At 68.9% G+C, this 18112-nt stretch carries 20 protein-coding genes; 7 read left to right on the top strand and 13 right to left on the bottom strand.

Going from position 1 to position 18112, the window contains the following annotated elements; genetic code table 11:
* The 6 genes from MKK63_RS00780 to MKK63_RS00755 form a co-directional block, all read right to left on the bottom strand.
* Positions 1-636: branched-chain amino acid ABC transporter substrate-binding protein (locus MKK63_RS00780; RefSeq protein ID WP_243997773.1), on the bottom strand; the 636-nt coding region annotated here is incomplete at its 3' end.
* A 50-nt stretch (positions 637-686) separates the two neighbouring features.
* Positions 687-1055: a DUF6867 family protein gene (locus MKK63_RS00775; RefSeq protein ID WP_243997776.1), complete on the bottom strand. Its 369-nt coding sequence runs from the start codon at positions 1053-1055 to the stop codon at positions 687-689.
* 5 nt (positions 1056-1060) lie between these two features.
* Entirely contained in the window at positions 1061-1858 is a 798-nt protein-coding gene (locus MKK63_RS00770) for an ABC transporter ATP-binding protein (RefSeq protein ID WP_243997771.1), read from the bottom strand.
* Positions 1855-2760, bottom strand: a complete 906-nt coding sequence (locus MKK63_RS00765; protein WP_243997769.1) for an ABC transporter ATP-binding protein — start codon at positions 2758-2760, stop codon at positions 1855-1857. Before MKK63_RS00765 ends, MKK63_RS00770 begins: the two co-directional genes overlap by 4 nt.
* Positions 2760-4154: a high-affinity branched-chain amino acid ABC transporter permease LivM gene (livM, locus tag MKK63_RS00760; RefSeq protein ID WP_243997767.1), complete on the bottom strand. Its 1395-nt coding sequence runs from the start codon at positions 4152-4154 to the stop codon at positions 2760-2762. Before livM ends, MKK63_RS00765 begins: the two co-directional genes overlap by 1 nt.
* A complete protein-coding gene (locus MKK63_RS00755; RefSeq protein ID WP_243920389.1) occupies positions 4154-5071 on the bottom strand; it encodes a branched-chain amino acid ABC transporter permease in 918 nt (305 codons plus the stop codon). Before MKK63_RS00755 ends, livM begins: the two co-directional genes overlap by 1 nt.
* A gap of 246 nt (positions 5072-5317) precedes the next feature.
* Here MKK63_RS00755 and MKK63_RS00750 point away from each other — a divergent pair, with 246 nt between their 5' ends.
* From MKK63_RS00750 to MKK63_RS00730, 5 genes are all read left to right on the top strand, one after another.
* The gene (locus tag MKK63_RS00750; protein WP_243997765.1) at positions 5318-6598 is read left to right on the top strand and encodes a dicarboxylate/amino acid:cation symporter; all 1281 of its coding nucleotides are present in this window, start codon (positions 5318-5320) and stop codon (positions 6596-6598) included.
* Positions 6599-6818: 220 nt separating this feature from the next.
* Positions 6819-7727 carry an amino acid ABC transporter substrate-binding protein gene (locus tag MKK63_RS00745; RefSeq protein ID WP_243997763.1) on the top strand — a complete coding sequence of 303 codons (909 nt, stop codon included), beginning with the start codon at positions 6819-6821 and terminating at the stop codon, positions 7725-7727.
* 77 nt (positions 7728-7804) lie between these two features.
* A complete protein-coding gene (locus MKK63_RS00740) occupies positions 7805-8479 on the top strand; it encodes a DUF1007 family protein (RefSeq protein ID WP_243997761.1) in 675 nt (224 codons plus the stop codon).
* Entirely contained in the window at positions 8470-9462 is a 993-nt protein-coding gene (locus MKK63_RS00735; protein WP_243997758.1) for a nickel/cobalt transporter, read from the top strand. The genes MKK63_RS00740 and MKK63_RS00735 overlap by 10 nt, the downstream gene beginning before the upstream one ends.
* A gap of 61 nt (positions 9463-9523) precedes the next feature.
* The gene (locus MKK63_RS00730) at positions 9524-10240 is read left to right on the top strand and encodes a hypothetical protein (protein ID WP_243997756.1); all 717 of its coding nucleotides are present in this window, start codon (positions 9524-9526) and stop codon (positions 10238-10240) included.
* On the opposite strand, the gene MKK63_RS00725 is transcribed toward MKK63_RS00730, so the two are convergent.
* Both MKK63_RS00725 and MKK63_RS00720 read right to left on the bottom strand, forming a co-directional pair.
* Positions 10241-10840: a histidine phosphatase family protein gene (locus MKK63_RS00725; protein WP_243997753.1), complete on the bottom strand. Its 600-nt coding sequence runs from the start codon at positions 10838-10840 to the stop codon at positions 10241-10243.
* 47 nt (positions 10841-10887) lie between these two features.
* A complete protein-coding gene (locus MKK63_RS00720) occupies positions 10888-11283 on the bottom strand; it encodes a VOC family protein (protein ID WP_243997751.1) in 396 nt (131 codons plus the stop codon).
* Positions 11284-11749: 466 nt separating this feature from the next.
* On the opposite strand from MKK63_RS00720, the gene MKK63_RS00715 reads away from it, so the two are divergent.
* Positions 11750-13405 carry a methyl-accepting chemotaxis protein gene (locus MKK63_RS00715; RefSeq protein ID WP_409564459.1) on the top strand — a complete coding sequence of 552 codons (1656 nt, stop codon included), beginning with the start codon at positions 11750-11752 and terminating at the stop codon, positions 13403-13405.
* A gap of 3 nt (positions 13406-13408) precedes the next feature.
* Here MKK63_RS00715 and recF read toward each other — a convergent pair whose 3' ends face one another.
* The 4 genes from recF to dnaN are packed head-to-tail and all read right to left on the bottom strand — an operon-like array spanning position 13409 to position 16215.
* Positions 13409-14545, bottom strand: coding sequence for a DNA replication/repair protein RecF (gene recF / locus MKK63_RS00710; RefSeq protein WP_243997746.1), 1137 nt, complete (start codon positions 14543-14545; stop codon positions 13409-13411).
* A complete protein-coding gene (locus MKK63_RS32135) occupies positions 14538-14786 on the bottom strand; it encodes a type II toxin-antitoxin system RelE/ParE family toxin (protein ID WP_409564461.1) in 249 nt (82 codons plus the stop codon). The genes recF and MKK63_RS32135 overlap by 8 nt, the downstream gene beginning before the upstream one ends.
* A gap of 45 nt (positions 14787-14831) precedes the next feature.
* Entirely contained in the window at positions 14832-15083 is a 252-nt protein-coding gene (locus MKK63_RS00705; RefSeq protein WP_243997744.1) for a type II toxin-antitoxin system ParD family antitoxin, read from the bottom strand.
* A gap of 10 nt (positions 15084-15093) precedes the next feature.
* On the bottom strand, positions 15094-16215 hold the full coding sequence (gene dnaN, locus MKK63_RS00700; RefSeq protein ID WP_243997742.1) for a DNA polymerase III subunit beta: 1122 nt from the start codon (positions 16213-16215) through the stop codon (positions 15094-15096).
* 214 nt (positions 16216-16429) lie between these two features.
* On the opposite strand from dnaN, the gene MKK63_RS00695 reads away from it, so the two are divergent.
* Complete coding sequence (locus MKK63_RS00695) at positions 16430-17734, top strand: MFS transporter (RefSeq protein WP_243997740.1); 1305 nt, start codon at positions 16430-16432, stop codon at positions 17732-17734.
* A 100-nt stretch (positions 17735-17834) separates the two neighbouring features.
* Here MKK63_RS00695 and MKK63_RS00690 read toward each other — a convergent pair whose 3' ends face one another.
* A complete protein-coding gene (locus tag MKK63_RS00690; protein WP_243997738.1) occupies positions 17835-18056 on the bottom strand; it encodes a hypothetical protein in 222 nt (73 codons plus the stop codon).
* Positions 18057-18112: the final 56 nt, after the last annotated feature.

Raw genomic sequence — 18112 nt, 5'->3', positions numbered from 1 at the left:
GGCCGACTTCAGCTTGGACACGAGCGCCGAATAATCCTTCTCGCCCGGGTTGATGCCCTCGTACATCACGTCCTTGCCGCCCTTGGCCTTGAGCGCCTTCAGGGTCTCGTCGGCCAGACCCTTGCCGTAGGGGGTCTTGTCGTGGACGAAGGCGATCTTCTTGCCCTTGAAGTGGTCGGCCAGATAGGTGCCGGCCACCGCGCCCTGCTGGTCGTCGCGGCCGCAGGTGCGGAACGTGTTCCACATCCCGCGCTCGGTGAACTTCACGTTCGTGGAGGCGGGGGTGACCTGGATGATGCCGGCGTCGAGATAGACGTCGGAGGCCGGGATCGACACGCCCGAGTTGTAGTCGCCGACCACCACCTTCACGCCGTCGCTGGCGAACTTGTTGGCCACCGAGACGCCCTGCTTCGGGTCGGAGGCGTCGTCGCCGACCGTCACGGTCAGCGTCGTGCCCTTCAGGGTGCCGGCCTTGTTCAGGTCCTCCACCGCTTGGCTCGCGCCGTTCTTGAGCTGCGCGCCGATGGCGGCACTGTTGCCGGTGATCGGCGCGGCGATGCCGAGCTTGACCTCGGCGGCCTGCGCTCCGGCCATCATGGCGCCGAGGGCGAGCCCGGCCAGCAGAATCGATCTCATCGCGTACTTCCCCTTGATCGTCAGGACCGCACGTGCGGATCCGGCCGCACTCATCGGACCCCGCCCGCCTCCGGCGCCCGTTCGCGCCATGTCAGCGGTGAGGTCTTCTCGTAGAGCCAGCGGTACTGGCTCGTCATCTGGCGCGTCCGCGTGTAGCGGAAGCCCGCCGCGCCGATGATCATGACCACCACGGCGTCGATCGCATAGTAGTGCGGCGACAGCAGCGTGCCCGAAAACAGGGCATAGTGGATGAAGCGCACGGCGGCCGCCACGAGGAGCAGCGCCAGGGCGCATTGCCAGAACGGCCGCCAGCCCCGGGCGATGCCGCGCGCGGCCATCCAGCCGGCCCAGCCGCCCATCACCACGGTGACGAGCAGGAACAGCCAAGCCGATTCTTCCTCGAACAGAATCCCCTGCAGCATGGTCATGCCCCGACCGGGCCGGTATGGCCCCCCTCCAGATAGGCGGCCTGGACGTTCGGATCGTCGAGCAGCGCGCGGCCCGTGCCGCTCATCGTGACCCGGCCGTTGACCAGCACGTAGCCGCGATGGGCGAGCTTGAGCGCGTGATAGGCGTTCTGCTCCACGAGGAAGATCGTCATGCCCTCGGTCCGGTTGAGTTCCCGGATCGCGTCGAAGATGCCCTTCACGACGAGCGGCGCCAGACCCAGCGACGGTTCATCGAGGAGCAGAAGGCGCGGGCGGCTCATCAGGGCGCGTGCAATGGCCAGCATCTGCTGCTCGCCCCCCGACATGGTGCCGGCGCGCTGGGTCAGCCGCTCCTTCACCCGGGGGAACAGGGTGCAGACCTTCTCGAGATCCTCGGCGAAGAAGCGCCCATCGTGGAGCGCCGCGCCCATCTGGAGATTTTCGTAGACGCTCATGCGCGGGAAGACGCGCCGGCCCTCCGGCGACTGGGCGATGCCGAGCCGGGCGATGGCGTGGGTCGGCATCCGGGTGATATCGCGCCCGTCATACGTGATCGTCCCCGAGCGCGCCTGCGGGCTGCCGAAGATCGTCATCATCAGGGTCGACTTGCCGGCGCCGTTGGCGCCGATCAGCGTGACGATCTCGCCCGCGGCGACATCCAGATCGACCCCGCGCAGGGTGGCGACGCTGCCGTAATAGGTCGAGACATCCCGCACCGCGAGAAGCGGCGGCTTCTGGCCCGCCTGGATCGCCCGGGTCTCCTCGACCAGGACGTTGATGCCGGCGACGCTCATGCCGAGGCTCCCGTATGGGCGTCGTCGCCGTGGGGCACGCCGATCCCGACCTCGGCCTCCACGGCCGCCACCTCCTCGTCCTCGACGCCGAGATAGGCGGCGATCACCTTCGGATCGGAGCGCACCTCGGCGGGACTGCCGTCGGCGATCTTCTGGCCGTAATCGAGCACGACCACGTGGTCGGAGATCTCCATCACCACCGACATGTCGTGCTCGATCAGAAGGACCGAGGTGTCGTGCGCGTCCCGGATGTGGCGCAGCAGCGCGTTCAGCTCGGCCGATTCGCGCGGGTTGAGGCCCGCCGCCGGCTCGTCCAGGCAGAGCAGCACCGGGTCGGTGCACATCGCCCGGGCGATCTCTAGCCGACGCTGCGCGCCGTACGGCAGGGCGCCGGCCGGGTCGTCGGCCCGGTCCATCAGGTCGATGCGGGTGAGCCACGCCTTGGCGCGCTCGATCGCGGCGGCTTGCGCGTCCCGGTAGGTCTTGAGGCCGAGCAGGCCCAGGATCGTGTAGCCCGAGGCGCGCATCAGCGGCGCGTGCTGGGCGACCAGCAGGTTCTCCAGAACCGTCATGCCCTGAAACAGGCGGATGTTCTGGAAGGTACGTGCCACCCGGGCGGTGCGGTTGACCTGATGGTTCGGCAGCCGCTCCAGCAGATGCGTGGTGCCGTCCGCGTGCGCCAGGGTCAGCATGCCCTCGGTCGGTTTGTAGAAACCGGTAATGCAGTTGAACACGGTGGTCTTGCCGGCGCCGTTCGGGCCGATCAGCGCGGTGATGTCGCCGCGCCGAGCCTCGAAGGACAGATCGGAGACTGCGACCAGTCCGCCGAACCGCATGGTCAGGTGCTCGACCGCGAGCACCGGCGGGGCGGAGGACGCCCGGCTATCTGGAGGCGTCGCCATCAGCCGTGCCCCTCGCTCACATGCGCGCCCGAGACGGCGCGGCGCTTGCCCAGCGACACCGAGGGCAGGCGCTCCGAGATCAGCCCGCGCGGTCGCCAGACCATCATGGCCACCATGGCGAGCCCGAACAGCAACAGGCGGTACTCGTTCGGATCGAAGCCCTCGCCGAACACGGCCTTCAGGAAGCCGAGGTTGCGCAGCATCTCGGGCCCGCCGACCATCGCCACGGCCGCGATGGCGACGCCGACCTGGCTGCCCATGCCGCCGAGCACGACGATCGCCAGGATGATGGCGCTCTCCAGAAAGTTGAAGCTCTCAGGGCTGATGAAGCCCTGGCGCACGGCGAAGAACGATCCGGCGATACCCCCGAAGGCCGCGCCCAGCGCGAAGGCCGTGAGCTTGGTCGCCGTCGTGTCGATCCCGAGCGACCGGCAGGCGATCTCGTCCTCGCGCAGGGCCTCCCAGGCGCGACCGATCGGCAGGCGACGCAGGCGCAGGGTCACGAAGTTGGTGATCAGGGCGAGCCCCAGGATCAGGTAGTACAGGAACACGAGCCGGTGCATCGAATCGAACGGGATGCCGAAGGTCGCGGCGAATCCGTCGTCGCCCGCCGTGAACGGGATCCCGAAGAAGGTCGCCCGGGGGATCGACGAGATGCCGGCCCCGCCCCCGGTCACGTCGGTCCAGTTGATCAGCACGAGGCGGATGATCTCACCGAAGGCCAGGGTCACGATGGCGAGGTAATCGCCGCGCAGGCGCAGGACGGGGAAGCCCAGGATCATCCCCCACAGGCCGGCGAACAGGCCGGCCAGCGGCAGGCAGATCCAGAACGACAGGCCGAAGGTTGTCGACAGAAGCGCGTAGGAATAGGCGCCGACCGCGTAGAAGGCGACGTAGCCGAGGTCGAGCAGCCCCGCGAGGCCGACCACGATGTTCAGGCCCCAGCCGAGCATGACGTAGGTCAGGATCAGGATGCCGAGATCGATCCAGTAGCGCGCCGAGGACAGGCCGCCGGTCGCCAGGGTGGAGAGGATCGGGAGGGTCAGCGCGACGGCGACGAACAGCCAGAGGCCGAGCTTCGAGTTCTTCTGGCCGGCGTCGGGCTCGCCGTGGACCGCCTCGGTCGCCTGGGTCGGGGCGGGGGTCAGAGCCCGCCGGGCATCCCGGCGCAGCAGCACGAGCCGCTGGACGAGGCGAAGCACGAAGACCGCCGCGCAGAGCGCCGCCACCAGACCCCAGCGCGGCACGAGTACCAGATCTGTCCCCGGCCCGGGATCGGTGCGGTAGGCGATGATCGGCACGCACAGGCCGAAGGCGACGAGGGCGTAGAGGGCGCAGTCGCGCAGGATGCCGGCCATGACGGAGCCGGGAAGGGCAGTCTGCGAGGCAGCCATCAGACCTTCTCGACCTCGGGCCGGCCCAGGATGCCCGAGGGCATGAAGATCAGCACGATCGCGAGGATCGAGAAGGCGGCCACGTCCTTGTACTCGATGGAGAAGTAGGCCGACCAGAAGGTCTCGATCAATCCGATGATCAGGCCGCCGAGCACGGCCCCGGGGAGCGAGCCGATCCCGCCCAGCACCGCCGCCGTGAACGCCTTCACGCCGGGCACGAACCCGTCGGAGAAGGACACGACGCCGTAGTACATCAGGTAGAGGACGCCCGCGACCGCCGCCAGGGCGGCGCCGAGCACGAAGGTCAGCGAGATCGTGCGGTCGACGTCGATGCCCAGGAGCGCCGCCATCTTGCGGTCCTGCTCGCAGGCGCGCTGCGCCCGGCCGAACGGCGTGCGCTGCACGAGATACCAGAAGCCGGTGAGCAGCACGGCGGTCACCGCCATGATCAGCACCTGCTTCCAGGCCAGGAACACCGCGTAGCCGTCGCGCTCGAACAGGGTGATGCCGCCCGAGAACATCGGCGGGGTTGGCTTGTTGCGTGCGCCCTGCACCACCTGCACGAAGTTCGACAGGAAGATCGACACGCCGATCGCCGAGATCAGCGGCGCCAGCCGGAACGAGCCGCGCAAGGGTCGGTAGGCGATGCGCTCGATCGCCCAGCCCCAGAGCGCGGTCAGTACCATGGCGACCACCAGCACTACCAGGAAGGCCAGCGCGATCGAGCTGATTCCGAGCCAAGTGGTCAGCAGCAGGAAGGTGATCAGCGCGATGAAGCACGAGACCATGAAGACGTCGCCATGGGCGAAGTTCACCATGCCGATGATGCCGAACACCATCGTGTAGCCGATGGCGATCAGACCATAGATCGAGCCGAGCGTCAGCCCATTGATGAGCTGCTGTACGAAGACGTCCATGTACTCTCGCGCGCAGGTTCCGGGCCGCCTGTTGAAACAGCAGGCAGCTTGGCAGGGCAAGTCCCGTACCGCAGCCGTAGCACGCGGGCCACTGGTTTCATCCCCGTGGAAGCGTCGCGTGAAAACAGTCGAAGACTCGAGTCACGCCCCCCGAATGGGCTTGCGCATGGCGCAATTCCTGCGTCACGTTAACGAACTTTAAGATGCGTTCATCCCGCATCCCGCGCCAAGGCGAGGAGCCGTCCGATGAAGGGTTCACGACTCACGACGATGATCTTCATCGGGATGCTCCTCGGGATCGCGGTGGGCTATGCCTGCAGCATCACCTGGCCGGATCCACAGACGGCGAAGGAGATCGCCGGCTACATCGCGCTGATTTCCGACGTGTTCCTGCGGCTGATCAAGATGATCATCGCGCCGCTGGTGTTCTCGACGCTCGTGGTGGGGATCGCGCATCTCGGGGACACCGCCTCCGTGGGCCGGGTCGGCGGCAAGGCGCTGCTCTGGTTCGTCGGCGCCTCGTTCTGCTCGCTGATGCTGGGCCTGGTCCTGGTCAACCTCATGCAGCCGGGCGTGAACCTGAATCTGCCGCTGCCCGATGCCGGCGCCGGCACGGGCCTCAAAGCAGCCTCGCTCTCGCTCAAGGAATTCGTCACGCACCTCGTGCCGAAGAGCGCCGTCGAGGCGATGGCCAACAACGAGATCCTGCAGATCGTGGTCTTCTCGATCTTCTTCGGCGTGGGCCTCGCGGCGCTCGGCGAGAAGGGGCAACTCCTTGCGAAGGGCATCGAGGGCGTGGCCGACGTCATGCTGAAGGTGACGGGCTACGTGATGATGTTCGCCCCCGTGGCGGTGTTCGCCGCCATCGCGGCCACGATCACCACGCAGGGCATCGGCGTGCTGGTGACCTACGGCAAGTTCCTCATCGAGTTCTACATCGGCCTCGGCGTGCTCTGGGCCCTGCTGATGGGCGTCGGCTTCCTGCTGCTCGGCGGCGGCGGCATCGTGCGGCTGTTCAACCTGATCAAGGAGCCCTTCGTGCTCGCCTTCTCGACCGCGTCGAGCGAGGCGGCCTACCCGAAGATGCTGACGAACCTCGAGACCTTCGGCGTCCCGAACCGCATCACCTCGTTCGTGCTGCCGATGGGCTACTCGTTCAACCTCGACGGCTCGATGATGTACTGCACCTTCGCGGTGATGTTCATCGCGCAGGCCTACAACATCCCGCTGACCTGGGGTCAGCAGCTCACGATGCTGCTGCTGTTGATGGTGACCTCCAAGGGCATGGCCGGCGTGCCGCGCGCCTCGCTGGTGGTGATCTCGGCGACGCTGTCGCACTTCAACATCCCGGAGGCGGGACTGCTGCTGATCATCGGCATCGACCAGTTCCTCGACATGGGCCGCTCGGCCACCAACGTGCTCGGCAACAGCGTCGCCACGGTGGCGGTGGCCAAATGGGAGGGGCAGCTCACCGCCACGGATCAGCGGCTCGACCATATGGGGACCGTGCCGTCGCCGGCGGAGTAACGGGACAGGTCTCGTCGTGGAGCCTGATCCATAGGCTACGATGGTCCCTGATCGTCGGACGCGGCACGCTCTCCTCCCCACAAGGGGGAGGGAGAAGTCCTTCATACTGAGACGGGTCAGATTTCGCAGAGGGGACGGAGCGTGAGGTTGCCCCCAGCCCTCTTCGTCGACGATGTGTGAGCTTGCTGGCACCCCCAGGTGCGCCTCGAACGAGCGGATGATGACGATGCGTCTCGCGGCAGCGATTATCCTGGCGCTGGTGGGTGCATCCCCGGCTTCCGCCGTGGAGGTGCTCACCGGCACATTCAAGAGCGTCGCCGAACGCGGCGAGATCGTGCTTGGCTATCGGGAAAGCTCGGTGCCGTTCTCCTTCGTGGCCGGCAGGAATCCGGACGGCAGCCCGAGGGCGATCGGCTACGCCCTCGATCTCTGCGGCGAGATCGCGGACGACGTCCAGACGGCGATCGGCCGGCCCGTGAAGATCCGCTATGCCCCGGTCAGCGCCGAGACCCGCATCGAGGCGGTGACCTCCGGCAAGATCGACCTCGAATGCGGCTCGACCACCGCCAATTCCGAGCGGCGCAAGCAGGTCGCCTTCTCGCCGGTGGATTACATCAGCGCCACGCAGCTCCTCGTGAAGCGGGGCGCCGGCATCGCCTCCTACCGGGATCTCGCCGGCAAGATTGTGGTGGTCACCACGGGCACCACCAATGAGAAGGCCCTGCGCGACCAGCTCGCCCGGCTGAAGATCGCCGCGCAGGTGGTGACGGCTCCCGATCACGCCGCCTCCTACGCGATGGTGAAGGCCGGCAAGGCCGACGCCTTCGCCACCGACGACGTGCTGCTCTACGGGCTGATCGCCACCGACGCCCAGGACGGGGCGAACTACACGGTCCTGCCCGACAAGCTCTCCTACGAGCCCTACGGAATCATGTTCCGCAAGGACGATCCGGAACTCGCCGGGATCGTGCAGCAGACCTTCACGCGGCTCGCCGAGTCCCGGGCTTTGCGCTGGACCTACGAGCGCTGGTTCCTCAAGCGCCTGCCCAACGGCGAGCGCCTCGACATCCCGATGTCGAACGACCTGCGGGTGAGCTTCCAGCTCATGGGCCTGGACGCGGGCGAGTAGGCGCAGCGCCTCGCTTTCGCCCAACCGGGGCGACAGGAAGGAGCACCGGTTCCTCCTGCCGCGAGCGCCTCCCGTCCATGCCGATCGCCGCGCACTGCCAAAGCCTTCGCGCCGCCGCCCTGGCCGCCATCCTCGCCTGCGCGGCCACCGGAGCGTCCGCGCACCCGCACGTCTGGGTGACCGCCAAGGCGCAGCTCGTCTACGAGAACGGCAAGCTCGTCGGCGTGCGCGACACGTGGAGCTTCGATCCCGAATACACCGCCTTCGTCACGCAGGGCCTCGACACCAACAAGGACGGCAAGCTCAGCCCCGACGAACTCGCCGGGCTCGCGGCCGAGAACACCGCCAACCTCGCCGAGTTCGGCTACTTCACGAAGCTGAAGGTCGGCGGCAAGGAGCAGGCCTTCGCCGATCCGAAGGAGCCGGCGGCCCGCATGGAGGACAAGGCGCTGGTCATGACCTTCCTGCTGCCGCTCAAGACCCCGGTCCAGCAGGGGCGGGGGGTTGCCGCCCTGGAGGTCTACGACCCGACCTACTTCGTCGCCTTCTCGTTCGCCGAAGGGTCCGAAGCCGCGACGCTGGCCGGCGCGCCGCAGGGCTGCGCCGCCACCGTAACCCGCCCGAAGACCGAGCAGCCGAAGACCGCCGAAGCCGGATCCCCGGGCATGACCGAGGCCTTCTTCGAGGCGTTGACCGCCGCCTCGACCTACGGCGTGCAGTACTCAAGCCGGGTGCTCGTCGCGTGTCCCTAGGCATCGGGATCGCCGCCCCCGCCGGGGCTGGACGGCTGGGCGTGAGGCTCGGCCTCATGGCGCTGGCCATCGGGCTCGCCGCGCTCCTGGCGGCTGGGACCGCATGGCTCGTGGCGCCCGGCCTCACCGGCGCGCCGCCGCGCTCGCCCTTCGGCATCGGCTTTCGCGAAGCGGCCCCAGCGGCGACCGGTCTCGGGGGGATAATCCTGGCGCTGCAGGCCAGCTTTTCGCGCAGCCTCAACGCGGCGGTCATGGCGCTGCGGGGCGGCGGCAGCTGGAGCCCGCTGGTCGGCCTCGCCTTCGCGTACGGCGTGTTCCACGCCGCCGGCCCGGGGCACGGCAAGGCGGTGATCGCCGGGTACATCCTGGCGGGCGAGCGGGCGTTCCGGCGCGGCTGCGCGCTGAGCCTCTGCGCGGCTTTGCTTCAGGCACTCGTGGCCGGGGCGATCGTGGGGATCGGCAGCCTGATCCTGAACGCCACGGCGGCCGGCATCACACGGGCCGGCGCCGTGATCGAGACCGCGAGCTTCGCCCTCGTCGCCCTGATCGGGCTGGTGCTGACATGGCGCAAGGCCGGGCGCCTGGTCCATCTCGACGCCCGATGCGGGCCCGGCTGCAGCCACCTGCCCGGACCGGAAGCCCTTGAGACGATGGATACGTGGCGCGAGCGGGCCGGTGTCGTCCTGGCTGCTGGCTCGCGCCCTTGCGCGGGGGCGGTGCTGGTTCTGGTCTTCGCGGTGTCGCAGGGCGTCCCCGGGGCGGGCGTGCTGGCCGTGCTCGCCATGGCGCTGGGGACGGCGTTGACCACCACAGCGCTGGCCGGCTTCGCGGTCTTCGCCAAGCGGGCGGCCCTGCGCCTTGCGGGCGGGCGAGGGCGGGTCGGCCTTCTGGCGCTCGGCGGCCTCGAACTGGTGGCCGCCGCCTTCGTGCTGGTGCTCGGCACGGCGATGCTCTCGGGCCTCGCGCCGGCCTTGGGCGGCTGAGGGGCCTCGCCAACCATCCCTTTGCGTGCCACGCTGCGTGCCCGAGACGGAGAGCGCGCCGATGCATCCCGACTTCGAGACGATCCTGAACTGGCGCCTGCTTGCCGGATCGCACCCCTTCCCCGGCCCTGACGGCGGAACCTGCATCAACGAGGCGGCGATGGTGGCCGCGGGTCTGCCCTACCGGGCGATCCGCTCCAGCACGGATTGCCCGCCCTGCTTCTCGCGGCCGATCGCCGCCTACGCCCTCGGGCTGAACGACGCCATGCCGGACGGCGTGCGGACGCAGCTGCTGGCCTTCGTACTGCGCCTGTCCGGCAGCGCCGACGCACCGGAGATCGAGGCCGCGCGGACCCGGCGGGTGGCGCTCGAAAGCGTCCGGCGCATCCTGGCGCCGCTCTGCAGCCTCGCCGGGATGGCGGAGGACGCCGAGGCCTGCGCCGGGGCGCCGGACTGGCCGACGGCGTTCGCGGCGGCGCGCTCGGCCGCGTGGCGGGGCGGCGCACGCGCGCAGGCGGCGTCCCGGGCGCGGCGCTGGCGCGAGGGCGCCCTGACCGCGGCCGTCTCCCGAACGGCCACGGCCGCGCAACGGGCCGGGGAGGATGCGCGCTGCGCCGCTGAGGTCGCCGAGGGCGCGGCGCCCTTCGTCATCGGCACTTGGACCGAGGCCTGCGCGATCCTCGATAGGGCCCTGGCGATCGGCCGGCAGGCGCCCGAAATCGCCCTCCCGGGCGCCCGGGAGCGGCTGGATGCGGCGCGCGCGCGCGCCCCGGCTTGATCAGGCCGCGGCCGGCGCGGCGTCCAGGTCCAGCTCGATCGAGGCGCAGTTCTCCAGGAACGTGCCGGTGAGGTGATAGAAGAACGTGCCGTGCCCGACGACCGCGATGGTGCGCTCGGGTCGCGCCCGCAGCCACTCCCGGAACGCCGCGACCCGGGCGTCGAACAGAGGGCGCGGCTCGACCGGATAGCCGCCGACCTCGCAGCCCGGCTCGGCGTGCCACCACACCTCGGGGAGATGCCCGACATCGAGATGCGGGAACTCGGCCGCGATCTCCGAGGCCGCCCGGCCGACATCGCAGCTGCTCTCCTGGCATTCCCGGTGCAGAACCTCGACCAGCACGCGCGGCCGGCCCGGATGGTCGCCGAACAGGATCGCGGCGGTCTCGATCGCCCGGGTGAGCGGCGAGACCACCACGAGCTCGAACGGAATCGCCCGCAGCCGGTCCCGGGCGGCCCGGGCCTGGGCCTGACCCATCTCGGTCAGCCGGGCGTCCAAGAGGCCGGGATCGCCGCCCCCGTGCTTGTGGGCGGCGTTGAAGGTCGACTGCCCGTGGCGGATGCAGACGATACGGGTCTCGTGTCGAGTGTTGTTCGGCATGGATCTCGGCTGTGCATTCCGCGACGGGTTCGGTCTGTCTGATGCGGTCAGGCGAAGCGCCCGCCGCGCTGGATGACCTCGATCTTGTACCCGTCCGGATCCGTGGCGAAGAAGAACCGCGCCAGCACGTCCTCCGCGTGCTTGAGCGTCTTCAGGTCGGTCGCCGTAAAACCCTCGCGCTTGTGCCGCGCGTGCTCGGCCTCGACATCGTCGACCACGAAGGCGATGTGGCCGTAGCCGTCACCGAGGTCGTAGGGCTTGTCCCGCCCCTTGTTGACGGTGAGTTCCAGTTCGAACGGCGAGGCGGGGTCGCGCAGATAGATCAGGGTGAAGTCCGGGAAGTCGAAGCGGTCGGACACTTCGAGCCCGAAGGCACGGGCGTAATAGTCGCGCGCGCGCTCTTCTTCGAGGACGCGAATCATGGCGTGGACCGGCTTGGACATGCGTTGAGAGTTCCGTGCGCACGCGCGTTCTGCGTGCCGCCCCCTATGTGGCGCCCCGGCGTCCGCAAAAAAGACCGGCGCGCCATGGCGGAGACGTTCGGTCGCCGGCGGTGCCCGCCTTCGGCGCGGGATGTTGGCTGCACCAGTGAAGATGCTTTCCAATTGCATCCATTCGAAAATCAGTCTCAAATATATCAGACGAACACAAAAATTTCTCGGATTGTAATACTACATAAAGTGCAGGATATGTTTGCATTTATATTCAGTCGCAGCATCAAATGACTGATTATCACAATTAATATCCCATACAAAATATTTCAGACTACGCCTTGACAAGAATTATTTATTAAGATCTTTTTACTATCTGACAACGACGACGCGGCAGCCCCGCACCCGTCTGTCAACGAGGTCGATCGGAAGGTTGAAAGCTGTGTTACGCCTATCCAATATTAAGATCCTGCCCAAGATGGCAGCCGTCATCCTGCTGATCAGTCTGCTCGTCGGAAGCTGCGTCTGGTATGCCCAAGCGCAGATGACCAAGATCGACGACGGATACTCCCGCTTCATCAGCAACGAGGCGTCGGCCGTCGCGGAGGTGCGCCAGCTCAACCGCCTGATCGTTGAACTTAACTATTGGGTGTATCGCGTCATCGCGGAGACCGAGCCCGCCCAGATGCAGAACGCCAACCGGGGCTTCGAGGCCGCCCTGCCGAAGATGAAGGCGCTGCTCCCAACGCTGCGGTCGCATGCTGAGACCTTCGCGCCCCGAATCGACGCGCTGACGGTCGGCATCGAGCGTTACGTCACGGACGTGAGCGAGGTTCGCCGGCTCGGCACCAGCAACCAGAACGAGCAGGCCGTCGCGTTGATCCATACGGCGATCGATCCGAACTTCTCCAGCATGCTGGCGGAGGGCAACGCGCTCGCCGAGGCGATCGCCGCCTATATGCAGAAGGGCTCGGACGACCTGACCGACCAGACCAACGCCACCCGTCAGACCCTGATGGCCGTCAGCGGCCTCGGGATGCTGGCGGGCTTGCTGGCGGCGGTTTTCATCGCGGTGCTCGGCATCACCCGCCCGCTCGATAGCCTGGTCGAAGTCCTGCAGCGCATGGCGCAGGGCGAGATCGACGCCGAGATCAAGGAGGCCGCCCGCCGGGACGAGATCGGCGCGGTCGGCAAGGCGGTCGAGGGCATCAAGGCCCTGGTCGCCCGCAAGGCCGCCGAGGAGGCCGAGATCAAGCGCCTGGCCGACGAGGTGGCGGCCGCGGAGCGGCGGCGCACCATGCTGGAACTGGCCGATGGGTTCGAGCGCGCAGTCGGCGGCATCGTCGGAATGGTCTCGTCCTCGGCCACGGAGCTGCAAACCACGGCCCAGTCCATGACGGCCAGCGCCACCGAGACGGCAAGCCAGTCGACCACCGTCGCGGCGGCGGCCGAGGAGGCCTCCGCCAACGTCCAGACCGTGGCGTCCGCCGCCGAGGAACTGGGCTCCTCGGTTCAGGAGATCGGACGGCAGGTGCTCGGCTCGGCCAACCTCGCCCAGACCGCGGTGGGCGAGGCGGATCAGACCCAGCACCTCGTCCAGGACCTGAGCCAGGCGGCGAGCCGCATCGGCGAGGTGGTCGGGCTGATCTCCAACATCGCCGGCCAGACCAACCTTCTGGCGCTCAACGCCACGATCGAGGCGGCTCGCGCCGGCGAGGCCGGCCGTGGCTTCGCCGTGGTGGCGGCCGAGGTGAAGGAGCTGGCCAGCCAGACCGCCAAGGCCACCGAGGAGATCAGCCAGCAAATCAATCAGATCCAGGGGGTGACCGGGCAGGCGGTCTCGGCCATCGACACGATCGCGGCGCGCATCCGCGAGATCAACGGGGTCGCCACGACCATCGCGGCCGCCGTGGAAGAGCAGGGTGCGGCGACCCAGGAGATCGTCCGCAACGTCGCCCAGGCCGCCACCGGGACCGATCAGGTGACCAGCAACATCGTGGGCGTGGCCCAGGCCTCTGAGGCGACCGGTGCGGCCGCCTCCCAGGTTCTCGGCGCGGCCGGCGAGCTGTCCCGCCAGTCCGAGCACCTCGGCGCCGAGGTGTCCCGCTTCCTGAGCACGATCCGGGCGGCCTGAGGATCAGGCTCCGATTCGCAGCACCTCGGTCCGGTCGCCGGCCCGCGCGAAGGCGTCCGGGTCGGCGCCGGTCATCCAGACCTGACCCGGGAGCGCCTCCAGTGCCTCGAACAACCCGGCGCGGCGGCGCGGATCCAGATGCGCCGCCACCTCGTCGAGGAGGATCACGGGGGCGATGCCGCTCATGGCGCGCACCAAGCGCGCATGGGCCAGGACGAGGCCGATCAGCAGGGCCTTCTGCTCGCCGGTCGATGCGGTTCCCGCCGGCACGTCCTTCGGACCGTGGCGGACCACGAGGTCGCTCGTCTGCGGCCCCATCAGCGTACGGCCCGCCGCGCGGTCCCGGTTGCGGCCGTTGCGCAGGGCCAGGCGGAAGCGGTCCTCCGCCTCGATCGCCGGCCAGACCGCCACGAGGTCGTCGAGGTCGCCCTCCAGGCGGATCGAGGCCCAGGGGAAGGGCTGCGCGTCGTCCCGGGTCTCGGCGATCAGCCGGTCCAGCCGCTCCGCGGTCTCCCGGCGGGCCAGCGCCACGGCGACGCCGAGTTCGGCCACCTCCCGCTCCACCGCGTCGAGCCAGCGGTCGTCGTCGGGCCGGTCCTCCAGCAGGCGATTGCGCGAACGCAGGGCGCGCTCCATCGCGGAGACCCGCGCGCCGTGACCGGCATCGACCGCCAGCACGAGCCGGTCGAGGAACCGGCGCCGATCGCCGGCCGCGCCACGGAACAGGCCGTCGAGATCCGGCGTCAGCCAGACCACCCGGAGGAACTCGCTGAACGCGATGGGCGAGGAAGCGGCGGCGCCGTCGATCCGGCAGAGCCGGCTCGTGCGCCCGTCCGGGCCCGGCGGCTCCAGGCCAGTGCCGAGCCGGTGCTCGGCCCCGTCCCGGTCCAGGGTGAGGGACACGGCAAAGCCGCCCGGGCCCCCGGCACGCGCCATGGTGGCGAACTCGGCCCGGCGCAGGCCCCGGCCCGGCACGAACAGCGAGAGCGCTTCGAGCAGGTTGGTCTTGCCCGCCCCGTTCTCCCCGACCAGCGCGACGAAGCGGGCGGCAGGGTTCAGCTCGAGATCGGCGTGGTTGCGGAAATCGCGGGCGATCAGGCGCGTGACGCGCGCGCTGCCGGCCGTGTCGGAGTCACTCATTGGATGGCAAGGTGGAGCGATCACGGGCTGGATGCACGACGCGATCGATCGAAATCCGGTCGTCGAAGACGCGATAGAGGATGAGGAAAGACCGGAATACGAGGATCCGGACGTCTGGCGCAACCTCCGGCGCGAGTCTTCCCATCATGGGTTGCCTGCCGAGGGCCTGATACCGGGTGCGCAGGTCCGAGACGAAGCTGCGGGCGTGCGAGGGATTGTCGGCGGCGATGAAATCACCAATCCCCTCGCAGATCCGCCCGGGCTCGCCGCGCCACCACGACAGGCGTCAAGGATTGGCCTTTTCCATGGCGCCGTAGCGCGCTTCCCAGGCGTCCAACGTGGCATCGAGGGGTTGATAGTCGCCACTCTCGACGCCCTCGTGCCAAGACTCTTGGAGCGTCGCAGGATGGTCCTCATGCCGGAGCAGCAACGCGACACCGGCGGCGATCGCCTCTTCGGGCGAGCCATGACGCCCCGCCGCGATCAGGCGATCGAGCGAAGCCGCCTGCACCGAATCAAGGACGACGGTTCTCGGCATGGCAGCCGCCTTACACCCGCATCGGCATCAGCACGTAGAGCGCCGGGGCGCCCTCGCGGTCCTGGATCAGGGTCGGCGAGCCAGGGTCGGCGAGCTTGAACAGGGCGGTGTCGCCTTCGAGCTGCGCCGTGATGTCCAGCAGGTAGCGGGCGTTGAAGCCGATATCGAGGTTGGCGGCCTCGTAATCGACGTCGAGCTCCTCGGTGGCGCTGCCGGAATCCGGGTTATTCACTGACAGAGCGAGGCGGCCCTCGGCGAGGCCGAGCTTTACGGCCCGGCCGCGCTCCGAGGAGATCGTCGAGACCCGGTCCACCGCCTTGGCGAAGGTGTCGCGTTGAACGGTGAGCCGCTTGTCGTTGTTGGCCGGGATCACCCGCTGGTAATCCGGGAAGGTGCCGTCGATCAGCTTCGAGATCAGCGTCAGGCCACCCGCGAAGCGCAGGCGGATCTTGGCCGGCGACAGGTCGACCGCGACTGATTCGCCGCCGTCGTCCAGTAGCTTCTGGATCTCGGCCACCGCCTTGCGGGGCACGATCACGCCCGGCATGCCGACGCTGCCCTGGGGGGCGGGGATCTCGACCCGCGCGAGCCGGTGCCCGTCGGTCGCCACCGCCCGCATCACCGGGCCGTTCTCGGTCTCCAGCGTGTGCAGGTAGATGCCGTTCAGGTAGTAGCGCGTCTCCTCGGTGGAGATCGCGAACTGCGTCTTGTCGATCAGGCGCTTGAGGTCGGCGCTGGCGATCTCGAAGCCGTGGGGCATCTCGCCGGCGGCCAGATCCGGGAAGTCGCCCTCCGGCAGGGCGCCCAGCGCGAAGCGCGAGCGGCCGGAGCGGATCGTCATCTGGCCGGATTCGCCACCGGTCTCCAGTGAGACCTGCGCGCCGTCGGGCAGCTTGCGCACGATGTCGTAGATCACGTGCGCCGGCACCGTGGTGGCGCCCGGATCGGCGACATCGGCCGGCACGCTCTCGGTGACCTCGATGTCGAGGTCGGTCGCCCGCAGCTGGAGACCGGACCCTTCCGAGCGCAGCAGCACGTTGGACAGGATCGGGATCGTGTTGCGGCGCTCGACGACCCGGTGCACGTGGCCGAGCGACCTGAGCAGGGCCGCGCGCTCGACAGTGACTCTCATCGCAAAACTCGACTGGTAGGGACGGCGCGGCGGCCGGCGTCCCGCGCGGATTAGGGCCGATTAGCTTGGCGAAGGGGGCCGGCGAACGCAAGGCCGGCGCCGGTGCATCGCACAGGCGACCTGCACCGGACGCGCTTTCGGGGTTCCCGCGGGCGCCGCCCCGTGCGAAAGCGCCGCAATCCTGTTTGCCGTCAAGATACATCGCAACGCCGCCATGCTGCAGACCGTCGAAAGCGCCGACGCGACCGCCACCCCGCCCAGCGCCGGGCGCATCCTGGCCGCGAGCTTCGTCGGCACGGCGATCGAGTTCTTCGATTTCTACATCTATGCCACCGCCGCCGCGCTCGTGATCGGCCCGGTCTTCTTTCCGGCCGGGGCCCCCGGCGTGCAGCAGCTCAGCGCCTTCGCGACCTTCGCGATCGCGTTCGTCGCCCGGCCGGTGGGCGCGGCCCTGTTCGGGCATTTCGGCGACCGGGTCGGCCGCAAGGCGACCCTGGTGGCCTCGCTCCTGATCATGGGGCTGTCCACGGTCCTGATCGGCTGCCTGCCGAGCTATGCCACCGCCGGCTGGTGGGCACCGGCGGCGCTCTGCATCCTGCGCTGCGGCCAGGGCATCGGGTTCGGCGGCGAATGGGGCGGCGCGGCCCTGTTGGCGGTGGAGAACGCGCCGCCCGGCCGGCGGGCCTGGTACGGGATTTTTCCGCAGCTCGGCGCCCCGGTCGGGTTCATCCTGGCCAATCTCGGCTTCCTGGCACTGAGCTTTGGCCTGACGCCCGAGAGCTTCCAGAGCTGGGGCTGGCGCCTGCCGTTCCTGGCCTCGGCGGCGCTCGTGGGCGTCGGGCTCTATGTCCGCCTGAAGCTCACCGAGACGCCGGCCTTCAAGGCTGCCCTGAGCCAGGCCCGGCCGGAGCGTGTGCCGTTCGCCACCATGCTGACGCAGCACGGGCGCGCGGTTCTCATGGGCACCTTCGCCATGGTGGCGGTCTACGCGGTGTTCTACCTCTCGACCGTATTCGCACTGGGCTATGGCACCGGCACGCTCGGCTACGCGCGGCCGACCTTCCTGCTGTTCGAGTGCATCGCGGTCTGCTTCATGGCGCTCGGCATCGTGGTCTCGGGCGCCGCCGCGGACCGGTTCGGCCGCCGGCCGGTGCTGCTGTCCGGGATGGCCGCGGTGTTGGCGCTCGGATTCCTGATGGGCCCGATGCTCGGCCATGCCGCCGGCACCGGCACGTGGCCGCCGGTCCTCGGCTTCCTGTGCCTCGCGCTTCTATCCATGGGCTGGGTGTTCGGCCCGATGGGCGCCGTGCTGCCCGAGCTGTTCCCGACCCGGGTCCGCTACACCGGCGCCTCGGTCACCTACAACCTGGCGGGAATCCTGGGCGCCTCCGGAGCGCCCTACATCGCCCAGGAACTCGTGAATATCGGCGGGATCGGCTTCGTCGGGATCTACCTGGGGGTCGCGGCGATCCTCAGCTTCCTCGCCGTGCTGGCGATGCCGGAGACGGCGGGCCGCTAGTGCATCGATCCAGACGGAGGCGTCAGCCGAGTCTGGAAAATTGATGCAAAACCAAAGTTCTAGTGCTCACTCGCATGAACGAAGTGAATGCGTCAGAGCACTAGTTCCGTGCCGATCCGGCAGGCTCGAAGCGGCCGAGGAACCGCGTCCGCTCCCAGAGCTCGATCGTGTTGCGCTCAGCCATGGCACGCACCTGTCGCCGCGCGTGGCCATCGTCCTCGGCCGCAACGATCTCGGCCGAGGCGACGCGGCCGGCACGATCGAGCTTGAACGCGCGGTAGGCGCGGCTGCGGCGGGCGGTCTCGGCGTTGAGAGAGAGCATCGGGTCATCCTCCAGACCCGAGCGTTCCCGAAGAGGGTTAACGCCGCGTTACCGCC

This window comes from Methylobacterium sp. J-088, from assembly GCF_022829295.1.
Taxonomy (GTDB): Bacteria; Pseudomonadota; Alphaproteobacteria; order Rhizobiales; family Beijerinckiaceae; genus Methylobacterium.
The sequence above is the reverse complement of the archived record's forward strand: the minus strand, read 5'-3'. Positions and strand labels throughout refer to the sequence as shown.